Below are 15,887 nucleotides of genomic sequence, written 5' to 3' on the forward strand. Positions count from 1 at the left end.
TCATCCGTATACTTGCCATTCAAACAAATGGCATCAATAAACAGACACGCTATTGAGATATCAAGCAACACGCGCACTCGGTGCATCGGACCCTTCCGGGCCATCCGCTCCGAGGCAACTCCGCCAGCCTACTGCGGCCCAGTTCTCCGAGTCAAATCCGTGCGGTGTGATCCGCGCCGCGATCCCCTCTCGGAAGACCAGTCATGCCTGGTCAGTGCGAGAATACTGGTCCGGCGCGCGGGCCGTTCCTGATTCCCGTTGTCCGGGGCACGAGGAAGAACATTACGCACCCCCGACACCCCCGTCAAGCCAGAACGCCCCTTTCCGACGTGGCCTCGACCACATCGTCACCAGCTGGATGTTCGTGCAGGTCACGGCGTCGAACCAGGGTCGAGGACGTCGACTGTGCCCTCGTCGGCCGGGCCGTCATGAGACGGGCACGACACCGCGGTGGAGGGCGACGATCCCGCCGCTGAGATTGCGGTACTGGGTGCGCTCCATGCCGGCCTCCCGGAACCACCCGCGCAGCTGCTCCTGGTCCGGCCACTCGAGGATCGACTCGGCGAGGTACTCGTAGGCATCGACAGTGGTCGCGAACCTGCCGGCGACCGCCGGCAGCGCGCGCAGCAGGTACTTCTCGTACACGGTGCGGAACGGCGCCCAGGCCGGGGTGGAGAACTCACAGACCAGCACTCGTCCGCCGGGACGGACCACTCTGACCAACTCGGCCAGAGCCTGGCGCGGCTCGTGCACGTTGCGCAGGCCGAAGGAGATGGACGCGGCGTCGAAGGAGTCCTCGGCGAACGGGAGGTGCTGCCCGTCGGCACCGACGAAGGGGACCGGGGCTCCGCGCCGCCGGCCCTCGCTCATCATGCCCAGGGAGAAGTCCGCGGCGACCACCCGGGCGCCGGCGTGGGCGATCGCGGCGGTCGAGGTGCCGGTGCCGGCCGCGAGGTCGAGGACCTGGGCACCGGGGTCGATCTCCAGCGCCTGGACCATGAGGTCGCGCCACATCCCGACCTGTCCCATCGCGGCGACGTCGTTCATCAGGTCGTAGCGCTTGGCGATGCCGTCGAACATCGTGGCGACGTCGTACGGCTGCTTCTCCAGATCAGCACGGCTCATGCTCTGATCCTCCCACGTCCGGTGAGCGCCCACGGACGGCTCTCGGCCGATCGCCGCTCCGCTGGAAGAATGGTCGCGGCGCCCCTCCGGTCGGCGCCCTCGGCCCACCCATCATGAGGAGTCTCCGAATGACCGCAGCCAGCACCGCTCGCACCGATGCCCTCCGCGCCCTGTCCATCCCCCAGCAGCTGCTGCCCGGGGATGGTCGCTTCGGCTCCGGTCCCTCGCGCATCCGGTCGGAGCAGATGGAGGCGCTGCGATCCGTCTCGACCACGGTGATGGGCACCTCGCACCGCCAGGCGCCGGTGAAGGATCTCGTCGCTCGGGTGCGCGCGGGTCTCGCTGAGCTGTTCTCCCTGCCGGAGGGCTATGAGGTGGTGCTCGGCAACGGCGGGTCCACGGCCTTCTGGGACGTGGCCGTCTTCGGGCTGATCGAGCGCCGCTCGCAGCATCTCGTGCTGGGGGAGTTCTCCCAGAAGTTCGCCGCAGAGTCCGCCGGGGCTCCTCATCTCGCAGAGCCCGAGGTCCTGCGTTCGGCGCCGGGATCCGTGCCGCAACCGGTCGCCTCCGCCGAGGTCGACGCCTACGCCTGGCCGCACAACGAGACCTCGACCGGCGTGATGGTGCCGGTGCGGCGTCCCGAGGGGGCGGGGGATGACCAGCTGGTGCTCGTGGATGCGACCTCGGTCGCCGGTGCGGCGAGCGTCGATGTCACGCAGACCGATGCGTACTACTTCGCCCCGCAGAAGGCCTTCGCCTCCGACGGCGGGCTCTGGCTGAGCCTCCTCTCCCCCGCCGCGATCGAGCGCGCCGAGCGGCTGGCCCGGGACACCTCGCGGTGGATCCCGTCCTTCCTCTCGCTCACCAGCGCGATCGACAACTCCCGGAAGGACCAGACCCTGAACACGCCCGCGGTCGCCACCTTGGTGCTGCTGGCCGAGCAGATCGAATGGATGCTCGCACAGGGCGGCCTGGTGTGGGCCGACGAGCGCACACGCACCACCAGCGGGATGCTGCAGGCCTGGGCCGCACGGCGGGAGGAGATCACGCCGTTCGTCGCTGATCCGGCCGCGCGCTCCCAGGTGGTGACCACCCTGGATGTCGACGAGTCGATCGATGCCACGGCCATCACCTCGGTGCTGCGCGCCCACGGCGTGGTCGACATCGAGCCGTACCGGAAGCTCGGCCGCAACCAGCTGCGCATCGCGACCTTCCCCGCCGTCGGCGAGGAGGATGTGGCAGCGCTGATCGCGGTGCTCGACCACCTGCTGGACAGCACCGGGGGCGCCTGAGGCGACCCCGATCAGGGACGAGCGGACCGCCCGTCGCCGCGGTCCGGCCGTCCCACCGCGGCGCGGCCGCGAGCGGTCATTCCCGCGCCGGGAGGAGCAGCTCGCGCAGCACCTGGGAGGCACCGCGCAGGGCAGCTCGCTGCGCGGGCGTGGCACCGTCGATCCGCTCGCGGAGCCAGGTGTGGCGGTGCTCCCGGCCCGCGAGCACCAGCTGCTCTCCCTCCTCGGTGAGGGTGACCCTGACCTGGCGCCCGTCCACGGGGTGCGTGGCTCGGCGCACCAGACCGGACTGTTCGAGCCGTCCGAGGCACCGGGTCATCACCGGCGGGCTCACGTGCTCGAACTCCGCGAGCGCACTCGGCGTCGACTCCCCTCTCCGGTGGAGGTAGGCGAGGACCGAGAACTGCGCAGCGGAGACCTCCTCCGAGGCGGTGTGGGAGCGCAGGATCCGGGAGGAGACCAGCAGCACCCGCTGCAGCTCGGCGGCCAGCTCGGCCGCTTCCTCGCCCTCGGCCGCGGAAACGTTCGGCTCCGCCGTCGCGTCCCCGGCCTCGCGCGGGCTCACAGCAGGACGCCCTCGATCGCACCGCGCAGGAAGTACACGACGAACAGCAGCGCGATGAGGTACATCAGCCAGTGGACCTCGCGGGCCTTGCCGCGGACCACCCGGATGAGCACGTACATCACGAAGCCGGCGCCCATCCCGACGGTGATTGAGTAGGCGAAGGGCATCAGGATGATGGTGAGGAAGGCGGGCACCGCGACCTCGACGTCGGTGAAGTCGATATCGGTGATCTGGGTCATCATCAGGAAGCCGACCATCACCAGTGCCGGGGTCGCCGCCTCGTAGGGGACCATCGCGACCAGCGGCGAGAGGAAGGTCGAGAGCAGGAAGAGCGTGCCGACGACCACGGCGGCGAGCCCGGTCCGCGCGCCCTCGGCAACGCCCGAGGTGGATTCGACGAAGCTCGTGTTCGACGAGACGCCGCCGACGCCGCCCGCGATCGCGGCCACCGAGTCGACGACCAGGATGCGCTGCGAGTGGGGGATGTCGCCGCCCTCCTCGAGGAGGTCCGCGGCGGCGGCGACCCCGACCATCGTGCCCATCGTGTCGAAGAAGTCCGCCAGCAGCAGGGAGAAGACGATGACCGTGGCGCCGATGATGCCGGCGGCGGTGATCCCGCCGATCGGGTCGACCGTGAAGAGCGTGGCGAAGTCGGGCAGCCGGACCGGCGAGCCCGTGATCGCCGGGACGTTCATCGCCCAGCCGCCGGGGTTGCCGGGCTCCGTGCCCTCGGCCGGGGCGAAGGCACCCAGGTGCAGCACTCGCTCGATGACCAGGGAGAGCACGGTCGCGCTGACGATCGCGATGAGGATCGCGCCCGGCACCTTGCGGATCCACAGCACCAGCATCGCCAGCAGCCCGGCCACGAACACGACGGTGGGCCATCCGGTCAGCGACCCGTCGTTGCCCAGCTGCACGGGCGTCCCGGCAGCGGTGGTCACGAACTTCGCGTTGAACAGCCCGAGGAAGGCGATGAACAGGCCGATGCCCACCGCGATGGCGGTCTTGAGGAACGGCGGGACCGCGTTGAAGACTGCCCTGCGGAAGCCGGTGAGCACCAGCACCAGGATCACGACGCCTTCGAGCAGCACCATGCCCATGGCCCCGCCCCAGGTCATGCCCGGCAGGGGGACGACGGAGTAGGCGAGATAGGCGTTGAGCCCGAGACCGGCGGCGAGCGCGAGGGGGAACTTCGCCCAGGCTCCCATCGCCAGGCTCAGCAGACCGGCGATCAGCGCCGTGCCGGCGGCGACGGCCGGCAGGTTCGGCTCGGTGCCCCCACCGAGATACATCCCGGTGGAATCCGGGACCGTCCCGATGATCAGCGGGTTCAGCACCACGATGTAGCACATCGAGAAGAAGGTGACGAGACCGCCGCGGATCTCGCGGCCCACCGTGGAGCCCCGCTCGGAGATCGCGAAGAAGCGGTCCAGTCCCGACCGGGGCGAGGTGTCGACCACCGTGGGGAGCGCGGACGGGGAGGAGGGGTCGGCCTGCTGCATGGGAGAGATCGTATCCGCCCGCGGCCCCGGGCACCCTGCGGTGTCCGGGAGGTGCGCGTGCCCGCCCGGGCTCAGCGCTGCGCGAGGAGCGGGTGCTCTGCCTCGAGCCGTCGCGAGTAGCGGTAGTAGTCCGCGAGCTCGAGCTTCGAGGCGGCCGCTTCGTCGACCACCACGGTCACGTCCGGGTGCATCTGCAGCACGGTCGCGGGCCAGCGGGCGCTGATCGCGCCCTCGACGAGCTGGGCGACGGCCTCGGCCTTGCCCTCGCCCGTGGCGGTCAGCACGATCCGTCGCGCCTCGAGGATGGTGCCCAGCCCCTGGCTGAGCGCCCGGACCGGGACGTCGTCCGCGGTGGCGAAGTAGCGGGCGTTGTCCTCGATGGTGGAGCGTGCGAGGCCGATCACCCGGGTGCGGGAGCCGAGCGAGCTGCCGGGCTCGTTGAAGGCGATGTGCCCGTTGGACCCGATCCCGAGAATCTGCAGGTCCACTCCCCCGGCGTCGCGGAGCCGACGATCATAGGACGCCGCTTCGGCGACCGGATCGGCCGAGGCGCCGTCCGGGGAGACGACGGCGGCGTCGTCGATGTCGATGTGCGACGTGAAGTTCTCGCGGATGAAGTGGTGGTAGCTCTGCTCGTGACCGGCCGGCAGGCCGATGTACTCATCGAGCAGGAACGCTCGGCAGTGGGCGAAGGAGAGCCCCTCCTCGCGGTGGCGACGGATCAGCTCGGCATAGGCGGGGACCGGGGAGGAGCCGGTGGCCAGGCCCAGGACCGTGCCCGACTCCCCTGCCTCCTGCAGTGTGCGGACGAAGACGTCCGCGACGACCTCCGCGCCCTTCTCGGCGTTCTCCACGATGTGGATCTCCATGCGGTCCTGCCCTTCTGTCCCGGTGCCGCGCCACGGCCCACCGTTGATCGTTCCTGCATGTTCTCGCGTACATCCGAGCATACCTGGTCACGCGGTGCTCGCCCGGGTGTGCGTCGGCTCATGAGACGGCCGGCTCCCGTCGCCGTGCGCGCACACGCACGAACGCTGCCGCACAGCGCGTGTACGGCAGCGTTCGCTCCCCCGGGGCGGGTGCTCCTGCCTCAGGCGGGAGGACCCGCTCGGCTCACTTCTTCTTGCCGGTGTTCGCGGCGTACTCGAAGGCCGCGCGCGGGGTCTCGGCCTCGGGGATGCCGATGATGTCGCGGCGCGAGATCAGGTTGGTCGCCCAGCCCGCGATCACGGAGGCCTTCCGGCCGAGGGTCGGCATCGCGTACACGTGGTACGAACGGGCCATCACCCATGCCGGCAGGCCGCGGACGTCGATCTCCTTGTCACCCAGCTGCAGCAGGGCCACGCCCTTGTACATGCCGAGGGTGGCCATCACACCGAGGTTCCGGTGGTAGTAGTCCACCAGCGGGCGACCCTGGACGGAGCGCGCGATGTTGTCGGCCACGCGCTTGGCCTGACGGACCGCGTGCTGCGCATTCGGCGGGCAGAACTTGCCCTCGCCCGAGGCGAGGTCCGGCACGGCGGCGCAGTCACCGGCGGCGAAGACGTTGTCCAACGGGCCCTCGGCGCCGTTGACGCGGAGGTCCGCGAGCGATTCGAGCTTGCCCATCAGCGGGCCGCGCTCGGTGACGATCGGGAGATCGGAGACCTCCGGGTCCGCGAGCACCGGGGCCGGCTTCACGCCGGCGTTCCAGACCAGCAGGTCGGACTCGAACTCATCGCCGTCGCTGGTCTTGATCACGCCGTTCTCGGCGGAGTTGAGGAAGGTCTCGAGCTTGACCTCGATGCCGCGCTCGCGCAGCTGGTTCAGCACGTAGGCGCGCTGGTCCTCGGCGAGCTCGGGGAAGATGAACGGTGCGCCGTCGACCAGCACGAAACGGATGTCCGAGGCGTGGAGGTCGGGGTAGTAGCGCAGCGCATCGCGGACCAGGTCCTCGGTCTCGGCGACGGCCTCGCCGCCGGCGAAGCCGCCACCGATGAAGGTGAAGGTGAGCAGACGCTTGCGGACCGCGGGATCCTTGGTGGTCGCGGCCTCGGCGAGGTTCGCGAGGATGCGGTCGCGCACAGCGGTCGCCTCCTCGATCTGCTTGAAGCCGATCGCGTTCTCCGCGAGGCCGGGGATGGGCAGCAGACGGGGGACGGCGCCGAGGCCGACCACCAGGTAGTCGTAGGCGATCTCGAGCTGCTCGTCCTCCTCGAGGTCCACGACCACGGTGTTCTCGGTGCTGCGGATCGCGGAGACCGCACCGGTGACGACCTTGGCCCCGGGCAGGACCTTGCGCAGCGGCGCGAGGACGTTGCGCGGGTCGATGCTGCCGGCGCCGACCTCGGGGAGGAACGGCGCGTAGGTCATGTACGGACGCGGGTCGACGACGGTGATCGCGACCTCGGCACCGAGGGTCTTGCGCAGCTCGGATGCGGTCGTCGAGCCGACGGATCCGCCTCCGAGGATGAGGACATGGGGCTTGCCGCCGAAAGTATTAGTCATATCTACAGAGTAGAACTGCGGACGCCCGGATACAAAAGCGACCGCCCCGTGAGCAGGTCGAGGTCAGGGCACCCGGTCCAGCAGATGCAGAGCGATCCCGTCGAGGATGTCGTGCTCGCTGGTGCGGGCGGACGTGAGCGTCCCGGCCGCCGCGACACGGTCGGCGATGCGCGACCAGATCAGCGCACCGGCACCGATGACGTCCACGCGACCTGGATGGATGGCCCTCCGTCGGGAGCGCTCGGCGCGGGTCTCGGTGAGCAGTGTGCGGCAGATGTCGCCCAGTCCGTCGATCGTCAGGGACGCCCCGTGCGTGACGTCGGGACGATAGTCCTGGATGCCGGCCGCCACGGCCGTGACGGTCGTCACGGTTCCGGCGACGCCGACCAGCGAGGTCGCCCGGTCCAGGGGCACCTCGAGGGCGGCCCGGTCCAGGTGGGCGTCGATCTCGGCGGTGGCGGCGTCGATCTCGGCCGCGGTGGGCGGATCGGTGACCAGATGGCGCTCGGTCAGTCGCACCGAGCCCATGTCCATGCTGATCCGGTGGGTCGGGGTCCCCTCGCCGAGCACCAGCTCGGTGGAGCCCCCGCCGATGTCCACGACCAGCCTCGGCCCCGCGGGCAGGTCCGCGATGGTGCTGACGGCTCCGCGGAAGGAGAGTGCCGCCTCCTCGCCTCCGCTGATCACCTCGGGCACGATCCCGAGGATCTCGTGGATCCCGTCGATGAAGAGGTCGCGGTTGGCGGCGTCCCGGGTCGCGGAGGTGGCGACGAAGCGGATGTCCTGCGTGGCGACGCCATGGTGCTCGATCAGCGCGCGGTACCGGCGGGCGGCCTCCAGCGTCCGTTCGACGGCGACCGGGTCGAAGCGTCCGGTGCGGTCCACGCCCAGTCCGAGCCGGACCATCTCCAGCCGGCGCTCGAGGTCGACGAGGGCCCCGGAGGCCTCGTCCCGGCGAGCGATGAGCAGGCGGATCGAGTTGGTGCCGCAGTCGATCGCGGCGACGGGGGCGCTCATCGGGTCGCCTCTCCGTCCTCGCAGCGGCAGAGCAGCTCGGGCAGCGTGCCATCGACCAGGAGCAGCACCTCGTCGGCGATCGGATTGGTCCCGGGCCCCTCGGCGAGGGCCTGACCGGCCAGGGCGTGCAGGCACTTGACCCGGGTGGGCATGCCGCCGGCGCTGACGTGCCGGACCTCCTCGGCATCGCCGATCTCCGCGCGGCGGGCGAGGTAGCGCTCATGCGCACCGCGGTAGGCGCGGGCGAGCGCGGGATCCTGTTCCACCCGCTCGGTGAGCTGGGCCATCAGGCCGGTCGCCTCCAGGCGCGAGATCTCCAGCGTGAGCCAGGGGAGGGTCAGGTAGAGAGAGGTGGGGAACGGGGTGCCGTCCTCGAGCCGCGGGGAGGTGCGGACCACGGCGGGTCGACCGCAGCCGCAGCGTCGGGCGATCGAGATGACGCCGCGCATCTCCCGTCCGAGCTGTGCGCGCATCACCTCGTGGTCCTGTGCGGTGGCCGGGGACTCGAAGGGAAGGGGGGGAAGCGTGCTCACTGGTCGGTGTCCTGATCGGTGGTGTCGGCGGGGTCCTGCTCGGAGACGTCGTCGTCGGTCGCCCCCGTCTCGTCGGGGAGGTCCTCGGGGGTGAGTCGGCTGGAGCCCTCCACGCTCTCCCAGAGCATGGAGAACCACTCTCCCTCCTTCGCGGCCTCCTCGGCCTGCTCGGCCTCGGTGAGGGGGACGTCGTGCCCGGAGGTGTCGGTGAGCCGGTACTGGGTCTCCCCCGGCATCGCGAACAGCAGCCGCTCGCGGGCACGGGCGGCGACGTAGGTGGGGTCCTCCCAGCGGGACACCTGCTCGCGCAGTGCCTCGACCTGCTGCTCCTGCCGGGAGACCTGGCTCTGCAGCTCGGAGAGCTGCTGCCGCTGGGCGACATAGGTGTTGACCGTGGGCACCAGCGCGGCCAGGGCGATCACGATCAGGGCCACCAGCGCGAGCGTGCGACGGGTGATGGTGATGCCGGGGCCGTCCTCCTCCCCCGCGCTGGGCGGGGTCGCGGCGGGCCGGGAGGCCGCGGCGGGTCCTCGCGAGCGCGAGGCCCGGGCGGCCCCGCCCCGCGGGGTGCCGGCGGCAGGTCGCGAGGTGGTCCGTGCCGCGGAGCGCCTGCCCCCGGACGCAGGGACCGGGCGCCTCGTCGATCGCGGGGCGCCCGGTCGTCTGCTGCTCATGGCACGAGGTTACAACCTCACCCTGCGGACTCCGGCATCATCCTGGATGCCGGCTCCCCACGTACCCGTTCCACGCAGTGCGGGGAGATCAGGCCGTGAAACGCGGGAATGCCGCGGCGCCCGCGTAGCGTGCGGCCTCGCCGAGCTCCTCCTCGATGCGGAGCAGCTGGTTGTACTTGGCCACGCGCTCGCCGCGGGCCGGGGCGCCGGACTTGATCTGGCCGCAGTTGGTGGCCACGGCGAGGTCGGCGATGGTGGTGTCCTCCGTCTCACCGGAGCGGTGGGACATCATCGCGGTGAAGCCGGCGCGATGCGCGAGGTCCACGGCGTCGAGGGTCTCCGACAGCGAGCCGATCTGGTTGACCTTGACCAGCAGCGAGTTCGCGGAGCCCTCGGCGATGCCGCGGGTGAGCCGCTCGGGGTTGGTGACGAAGAGATCGTCGCCCACCAGCTGGGTCCGGGTGCCGAGACGATCGGTCATGGCCTTCCAGCCCGCCCAGTCGTCCTCGTCCAGCGGGTCCTCGATGGAGACCAGCGGGTACGCGTCGACGAGCTCGGCGTAGTACTCGACCATCTCGGCGGAGGTCTTCGTCGCCCCCTCGAAGGTGTAGGAGCCGTCCGCGAAGAACTCCGAGGCCGCGACGTCGAGCGCGAGCGCAACCTCCTTGCCGGCCTCGAAACCGGCCTTGCCGATGGCCTCGACGATGAGGTCGAGGGCGGCGCGGTTGGAGTCGAGGTTCGGTGCGAAGCCGCCCTCGTCGCCGAGGCCGGTGGCCAGGCCGCGCTCCTGGAGCACGGCCTTCAGCGCGTGGTACACCTCGGCGCCGACCCGCATCGCCTCGGAGAAGGTCTCCGCACCGATCGGCGCGATCATGAACTCCTGGATGTCGACGTTGGAGTCCGCGTGGGAGCCGCCGTTGAGGATGTTCATCATCGGCACCGGCAGGAGGTGGGCGTTCGGGCCGCCGACGTACTGGTACAGCGGGGTCCCGGCGGAGTCGGCGGCGGCACGGGCCACGGCCAGGGACACGCCGAGGATCGCATTGGCGCCGACGGCGCCCTTGTTCTCGGTGCCGTCGAGCTCGAGCATGGCGGCGTCGATCGCGCGCTGCTCCTGGACGTCCATGCCCAGGATCTTCGGCTGGATGTCGGCGATCACGGCGCTGACGGCGTCCTGGACGCCCTTGCCGAGGTACCGGTCCTTGTCGCCGTCCCGGCGCTCGACGGCCTCGAAGGCGCCGGTGGAGGCGCCGGAGGGGACTGCGGCGCGGGCGAAGGTCCCGTCGTCGAGCAGGATCTCCACCTCGACGGTGGGGTTTCCTCGGGAGTCGAGGATCTCGCGGGCGTGCAGGGCATCGATCAGGGCTGCCATGGGCTGTTCCTTCCTTCGGGTGAAGTGATGTCACGGCCGGTCGGCGCTGACCGTCCAGGGACCAGTCTAGGCCGAGAGCCCCGGATCCTGCTCCGGGCCGGCGAGGCGGGTCCGGGTGCGGGCCAGCAGCGTGCGCAGCGCCGTCTCGGGATCGTCGTCCCGGGACTCGGCGGCCACGGCGAGATCCAGCAGTGCCCGGGCCACGTCGGCTCCCCACTCCGGGGCGTCCTCGGCACGGGAGACCTCGTCCGCGGCCGCCAGCAGCTCCTCGAGCCGTCCCGCCGAGCGCGCACGGTGCACCGCCTTCGCGGCGGTCTGCAGGGCCGGCAGCCGGGCGGGGATGCCGTCGAACCAGCCCTTCTCGCGGACCCCCGCGGACTCCTGCTCCGCGGCCTTGACCGCATGCCACTGGGCGATGATCTGTTCGACGTCCTCGGGGTCCGCCAGTGCCTGCTCGCGCAGCCGGCCGAAGACGTGAGGATTGCGCCGCTCCATCTTCGCGATGAACGCACGGGCCACGTCGTCGATGTCCCAGGCCGGTTCCTCCTCCTGGCCCACCCGGGCGTGGAAAAGGATCTGGAACAGCAGGTCGCCGAGCTCATCCGGGAGCGCACCGGGTCCGTGGTCCGCGGGGTCGTCGATCACCTCGAGGACCTCGTGGGTCTCCTCGAGCAGGTAGCGGGCGAGCGAGGCGTGGCTCTGCTGATGGGTCCAGGCGTCGCCGGTGGGGGCGCGCAGCGCCTCCATCACCTCCACCGCCCGCAGCAGGGCGCTGCCGCGGCCGGGGAGGTCGGCGCCGTCCCGCCGGGGGTCCGGCGCTCCGGGACCGCGCTGTGCGGGGTGCGCCTGCTCCGGGGACGGTCTCTCGGGTGCGGGACCGCGCACGGGACTCTCGGGCGCGGGGGTGCTCTGCGCGTCGCTCACAGGAGGGAGGCTACTCGGCCGTGGTCCGGACCGTGGGTGCGCTGATCGTCGCCGCCGCGGCGGGGACGAGGGTGCGCAGCACCTCCCGCGCCCACTCCAGCAGGTCGTGGTCCCGCAGCTCGGTGCCCCCGAGCCGGGAGGTCATCGGGCGCGGCACCAGCACCTGGCGCACCGCGGGCTTGAGCACGGTGCCCGGGTACAGGCGCTTCATCCGCATCGCCGCGGAGTCCGGCACCTCCAGATGCGCGAAGCGGATCATCTTGCCCTGGGCCTGGATCTCGTCGACCCCCGCGGCGCGGGCGTCGATCCGGAACCGGGCCACGTCCAGCAGCACCTCGACCGGCGCGGGCGGGGTGCCGTAGCGGTCGCTGAGCTCGGAGCGGATCTGGTCGACCTCGGAGCTCTCCCGCACGGCCGAGAGCTTCGAGTAGGCCTCCAGTCGCAGGCGCTCGGACCCGATGTAGTCGTGCGGGACGTGGGCGTCCAGCGGCAGCTCGACGCGGATCTCCTTCTCGGGCGCGGCGCTCTCGCCGCGGAAGGCCGCGACGGCCTCCCCCACCATCCGCACGTAGAGGTCGAAGCCGACGCCGGCGATGTGCCCGGACTGCTCCCCGCCCAGCAGGTTGCCGGCGCCGCGGATCTCGAGATCCTTCATCGCCACCTTCATACCGGCACCGAGATCGGTGTTGGTGGCCAGGGTGGTCAGGCGATCGTGCGCGAGCTCGGTGAGCGGCTTGGTCGCGTTGTAGAGGAAGTAGGAGTAGGCCCGCTCGCTTGAGCGCCCCACCCGGCCGCGCAGCTGGTGCAGCTGGGAGAGGCCGAACTTGTCGGCGTGCTCGACGATGAGGGTGTTGGCGTTGGCGATGTCGAGGCCGGTCTCGACGATGGTGGTGCACACCAGCACGTCGAAGTCCCGCTCCCAGAAGTCGACGATCACCCGTTCGAGCTGGTGCTCGTTCATCTTGCCGTGGGCGACCCGGACCCGCGCGTCGGGCACCAGCTCGCGCAGGTGGGCGGCGACCCGGTCGATGTCCTCGACCCGGTTGTGGATGTAGAACACCTGGCCCTCCCGCAGCAGCTCGCGGCGGATGGCCGCGGTGACCTGCTGGTCCTCCTGCGCGCCGACGTAGGTGAGCACCGGGTGGCGCTCCTCCGGCGGGGTCGCCAGGATGGACAGCTCGCGGATGCCGGTGACGGCCATCTCGAGGGTGCGCGGGATCGGGGTCGCGGACATGGACAGCACGTCCACGTTCGTGCGCAGCGCCTTGAGCGTCTCCTTGTGCTCGACGCCGAAGCGCTGCTCCTCGTCGATGATCAGCAGCCCCAGATCCTTGAACCGCACGTTCCCGGTGAGCAGACGGTGGGTGCCGATGACGACGTCGACGCTGCCGTCGGCGACACCCTCGATGGTGGCCCGCGCATCCGCCGGGTTCTGGAAGCGGGAGAGCCCCCGCACGGTGACCGGGAAGCCGGTGTAGCGCTCGGCGAAGGTGTCCAGGTGCTGCTGCGCGAGCAGGGTGGTGGGGGCGAGCACGGCGACCTGCTTGCCGTCCTGGGCCGCCTTGAACGCGGCGCGCACCGCGATCTCGGTCTTGCCGTAGCCGACGTCGCCGAGGATCAGCCGGTCCATGGGGACGGACTTCTCCATATCCGCCTTGACGTCCTCGATGGTGGAGAGCTGGTCGGGGGTCTCGACGAACTCGAAGGAGTCCTCGAGCTCCCGCTGCCACGGGGTGTCCGGGCCGAAGGCGTGCCCGGGTGCGGACTGGCGGGCGGAGTACAGCCGCACCAGCTCGTCGGCGATCTCGCGGATCGCTCTGCGGGCCTTGGACTTCGTCTTCGCCCAGTCGGCGCCGCCCATCCGGTTGACGCTCGGCTCCTCGCCGCCGACGTACTTGGTGACCTGGTCGAGCTGGTCGCTGGGCACGTAGAGCCGGTCGCCGGGCTGGCCCTTCTTGGAGGGCGCGTACTCGATGACGAGGTATTCGCGGGTGGTCCGCTTGGCGCCGACGCCCACGGCGCGGCGGGTCATCTCCACGAAACGGCCGACGCCGTGGTGGGCGTGGACGACATGGTCCCCGGGGCGCAGCTGGAGGGGGTCGACGACGTTGCGACGCCGCGAGGGCAGCTTCCGCTCCTCACCGCGACGTGCCCCGGACTTGCCGGTCAGGTCCCGCTCGGCGGAGAGGATCAGCTGCAGATCCTCGTCGACGAGCCCCTCGACGAAGGGGCCGACGGTGACCACGGCCTCGCCGGGCGCGACGGGTCCGTCGAGCTCGGCGGTGAAGACGGCGGGCAGCCCCTCGGCGCGGAGGTTCTCGGCGACGTGGCGCGCGCCGCCGGGCCCGACCATGGTCGAGATCACGGACCAGCCCTCGGTGCGGCGGCGTTCGAGGTCCTTCGCGGCGTCCCCGGGCTTGCCGGAATAGCCGGGATGGGTGGAGGAGGCGGTGGTGAGGTCGACGTCGGTGTCCAGACCGAAGGCGGCCAGCGTGAACCAGGGGCGCCCGCCCTCGCGGGCGTGTCCCTTCGCCTCGGACAGCGGCACGAAGCTCGCCGCCCCCACGTCGATCGGCAGTCCGCCGCCGGCGGCGGCGCTGGACCAGGCCGCGGCGAGGAACTCCTCGGTGGTGGCGACCAGCTCGCCGGCCCGGGCGCGCGCCTTCTCCGGGTCCAGGACCAGGAAGCGGGCGCCGGCGGGCAGCACGTCGGCCACCTGCTCCATCTCCCCGACCAGCACCGGGCTGAGGGATTCCATGCCGTCGGCGGCGATGCCGTCCGCGATCCGCAGCAGCAGATCCCGCACCCCGGGCAGCTCCTCGGCGCGGACGCGGGCGCGCTCGCGCACCGCGGGGGTGAGCAGGATCTCGCGGCAGGGCGGGGCGTCCAGCCCCCGCGGGGCGGGGTCCAGGGAGCGCTGGTCGGCGACGGAGAAGTAGCGGACGTCATCGATCTCGTCGCCGAAGAGGTCCACCCGCACCGGATGCGGCTCGGTGGGCGGGAAGACGTCGAGGATGCCGCCGCGCACGGCGAACTCGCCCCGCTTCTCGACCATGTCGACGCGGACATAGGCGGCGTCGACGAGGTCGCGCTCGATGTCCTCGAGGGGGTAGGTGTCCCCGACCGCCGCCCGCACCGGGCGCAGATCGCCCAGGCCCTTCGCGATCGGCTGCAGCAGGGAGCGCACGGGCATCAGCACCACGTACGCCGGGTCCTCGGTCTCGGGATGCGCGATGCGGCGCAGGGTCGACAGCCGCTTGGCGACGGTGTCGGCGCGCGGGGAGAGCCGCTCGTGGGGCAGGGTCTCCCAGGCCGGGAGCTCGACCAGGTGCGCGGTGCCCACCAGGGCAGACAGTGCGGCCCGCAGGTCCTCGGCGGCGCGGGTCGTCGCGGTGACGATGACCAGCGGCTGCTCGGCGGTGGCCCGCCGGGCGAGATCCGCCACCAGGAAGGGGAACAGGCCGGTGGCCGCGACGATGCTGCCGCCCTCGCCGCTCTCGGTGCCCTCGGCGACCAGGTCTCGGACGGCGGCGAGGTCACGGCCGGCGGCCAGCTGCTCCAGCAGCGGGCGCAGCGGGGGGTGCTCGGTGGTCGGCGCGGGGGCGGCGGTCTGGGTAGTCATCGGACCTCTCGGGAGTGGAAGCGCTGCTGGGCGGCGGGGAGGCCCTCGAGGATCACGGACTCGACGGCGTCGGCCGCGTCGGAGACGAGCAGCTCCAGGGACCTGCGCTCGGTGGTGCTGAAGGGGGCGAGCACGTGATCGGCGGTGTCGCGGCCGCCGATCGGTCGGCCGACGCCCACCCGCACCCGCAGGTAGTCCTTCGTGGCCAGGGCCCTGCTGATGTCGCGCAGGCCGTTGTGGCCGCCCTCGCCGCCGCCGAGCTTGAGCCGCACCACGTCGAAGGGGATGTCCACCTCGTCGTGCACGGCGACGATCCGCTCCGGCGGGATGTCGTAATAGGCGGCCAGTGCCTTGACGGGGCCGCCGGAGACGTTCATGAAGGTGGTGGTCTTGGCGAGGATGACGCGCGCATCGGCACCGGGGAGTCCGAGCCGACCCTCGAGCACGACGGCCTGGGCGCGGCGAGCCGCGGCGAAGCGGCCGCCGGCGGCTCCCGCGATATGGTCGAGGACCCTCTGACCGATGTTGTGCCGGGTCTCGGCGTACTTCGGGCCGGGGTTGCCCAGGCCCACCACCAGGTACGGGCCGGGCCGGTGTGCGCTCACGGTCATGGGCTGCTCCTCGCTGCTGCCTCGGTGCCGGCCGAAGCTGCTGCCGGCACGGCCTGATCCCGGTCGGCGCCGCCCGCCGATCCTGGTCCTCGCTGGGCGCTCCCCCGCGGGGCGGTTCCGCGACGCGGCAGGGTGCACGACCCCGGACACAGTACCGGGGCGC

Annotated in this window: 13 protein-coding genes; 1 reads left to right on the top strand and 12 read right to left on the bottom strand. The window is 71.5% G+C overall.

All coding sequences use genetic code 11. The annotated features are described in order from the left end of the window. Positions 1 to 426: 426 nt before the first annotated feature. Positions 427 to 1,125 (bottom strand): demethylmenaquinone methyltransferase, encoded by a 699-nt coding sequence (locus ACHUEU_RS09895; protein WP_394215866.1) that lies wholly within the window; start codon positions 1,123 to 1,125, stop codon positions 427 to 429. A 128-nt stretch (positions 1,126 to 1,253) separates the two neighbouring features. Between ACHUEU_RS09895 and serC the strand changes: the two genes are divergently transcribed. Further along, a complete protein-coding gene (gene serC / locus ACHUEU_RS09900; RefSeq protein WP_394215868.1) occupies positions 1,254 to 2,417 on the top strand; it encodes a phosphoserine transaminase in 1,164 nt (387 codons plus the stop codon). 76 nt (positions 2,418 to 2,493) lie between these two features. Here the strand turns inward: serC and ACHUEU_RS09905 are convergent, their stop codons facing one another. The 11 genes from ACHUEU_RS09905 to pth form a co-directional block, all read right to left on the bottom strand. Further along, entirely contained in the window at positions 2,494 to 2,982 is a 489-nt protein-coding gene (locus ACHUEU_RS09905; RefSeq protein WP_394215870.1) for a MarR family winged helix-turn-helix transcriptional regulator, read from the bottom strand. Beyond that, positions 2,979 to 4,484: an NCS2 family permease gene (locus tag ACHUEU_RS09910; protein ID WP_394215872.1), complete on the bottom strand. Its 1,506-nt coding sequence runs from the start codon at positions 4,482 to 4,484 to the stop codon at positions 2,979 to 2,981. Before ACHUEU_RS09910 ends, ACHUEU_RS09905 begins: the two co-directional genes overlap by 4 nt. 71 nt (positions 4,485 to 4,555) lie before the next feature. Next, a complete protein-coding gene (gene nagB, locus ACHUEU_RS09915) occupies positions 4,556 to 5,353 on the bottom strand; it encodes a glucosamine-6-phosphate deaminase (RefSeq protein WP_394215874.1) in 798 nt (265 codons plus the stop codon). 244 nt (positions 5,354 to 5,597) lie between these two features. Beyond that, complete coding sequence (locus tag ACHUEU_RS09920; RefSeq protein ID WP_394215876.1) at positions 5,598 to 6,971, bottom strand: NAD(P)/FAD-dependent oxidoreductase; 1,374 nt, start codon at positions 6,969 to 6,971, stop codon at positions 5,598 to 5,600. A 63-nt stretch (positions 6,972 to 7,034) separates the two neighbouring features. Further along, positions 7,035 to 7,988 (bottom strand): Ppx/GppA phosphatase family protein, encoded by a 954-nt coding sequence (locus tag ACHUEU_RS09925; RefSeq protein ID WP_394215878.1) that lies wholly within the window; start codon positions 7,986 to 7,988, stop codon positions 7,035 to 7,037. Next, a complete protein-coding gene (locus tag ACHUEU_RS09930; protein ID WP_394215880.1) occupies positions 7,985 to 8,521 on the bottom strand; it encodes a DUF501 domain-containing protein in 537 nt (178 codons plus the stop codon). The genes ACHUEU_RS09925 and ACHUEU_RS09930 overlap by 4 nt, the downstream gene beginning before the upstream one ends. After that, positions 8,518 to 9,195 (bottom strand): FtsB family cell division protein, encoded by a 678-nt coding sequence (locus ACHUEU_RS09935; protein WP_394215882.1) that lies wholly within the window; start codon positions 9,193 to 9,195, stop codon positions 8,518 to 8,520. The genes ACHUEU_RS09930 and ACHUEU_RS09935 overlap by 4 nt, the downstream gene beginning before the upstream one ends. 88 nt (positions 9,196 to 9,283) lie before the next feature. Beyond that, the gene (gene eno, locus ACHUEU_RS09940; RefSeq protein ID WP_394215884.1) at positions 9,284 to 10,567 is read right to left on the bottom strand and encodes a phosphopyruvate hydratase; all 1,284 of its coding nucleotides are present in this window, start codon (positions 10,565 to 10,567) and stop codon (positions 9,284 to 9,286) included. A gap of 66 nt (positions 10,568 to 10,633) precedes the next feature. After that, entirely contained in the window at positions 10,634 to 11,491 is an 858-nt protein-coding gene (locus ACHUEU_RS09945; RefSeq protein ID WP_394215886.1) for a MazG nucleotide pyrophosphohydrolase domain-containing protein, read from the bottom strand. A gap of 10 nt (positions 11,492 to 11,501) precedes the next feature. Then, positions 11,502 to 15,113: a transcription-repair coupling factor gene (gene mfd, locus ACHUEU_RS09950; RefSeq protein WP_394215888.1), complete on the bottom strand. Its 3,612-nt coding sequence runs from the start codon at positions 15,111 to 15,113 to the stop codon at positions 11,502 to 11,504. Further along, complete coding sequence (gene pth / locus ACHUEU_RS09955; protein WP_394215890.1) at positions 15,110 to 15,724, bottom strand: aminoacyl-tRNA hydrolase; 615 nt, start codon at positions 15,722 to 15,724, stop codon at positions 15,110 to 15,112. Before pth ends, mfd begins: the two co-directional genes overlap by 4 nt. Positions 15,725 to 15,887 lie beyond the last annotated feature (163 nt).

Origin of the sequence: Brachybacterium vulturis (genome assembly GCF_043641765.1) — a bacterium.
Lineage (GTDB): Bacteria > Actinomycetota > Actinomycetes > Actinomycetales > Dermabacteraceae > Brachybacterium > Brachybacterium vulturis_A.

Coding starts and splice junctions, on each gene's coding strand:
- ACHUEU_RS09895 (WP_394215866.1), bottom strand. CDS start 1,125: ATGAGCCGTGCTGATCTGGAGAAGCAGCCGTACGACGTCGCCACGATG.
- serC (WP_394215868.1), top strand. CDS start 1,254: ATGACCGCAGCCAGCACCGCTCGCACCGATGCCCTCCGCGCCCTGTCC.
- ACHUEU_RS09910 (WP_394215872.1), bottom strand. CDS start 4,484: ATGCAGCAGGCCGACCCCTCCTCCCCGTCCGCGCTCCCCACGGTGGTC.
- nagB (WP_394215874.1), bottom strand. CDS start 5,353: ATGGAGATCCACATCGTGGAGAACGCCGAGAAGGGCGCGGAGGTCGTC.
- ACHUEU_RS09920 (WP_394215876.1), bottom strand. CDS start 6,971: ATGACTAATACTTTCGGCGGCAAGCCCCATGTCCTCATCCTCGGAGGC.
- ACHUEU_RS09925 (WP_394215878.1), bottom strand. CDS start 7,988: ATGAGCGCCCCCGTCGCCGCGATCGACTGCGGCACCAACTCGATCCGC.
- ACHUEU_RS09935 (WP_394215882.1), bottom strand. CDS start 9,195: ATGAGCAGCAGACGACCGGGCGCCCCGCGATCGACGAGGCGCCCGGTC.
- eno (WP_394215884.1), bottom strand. CDS start 10,567: ATGGCAGCCCTGATCGATGCCCTGCACGCCCGCGAGATCCTCGACTCC.
- mfd (WP_394215888.1), bottom strand. CDS start 15,113: ATGACTACCCAGACCGCCGCCCCCGCGCCGACCACCGAGCACCCCCCG.
- pth (WP_394215890.1), bottom strand. CDS start 15,724: ATGACCGTGAGCGCACACCGGCCCGGCCCGTACCTGGTGGTGGGCCTG.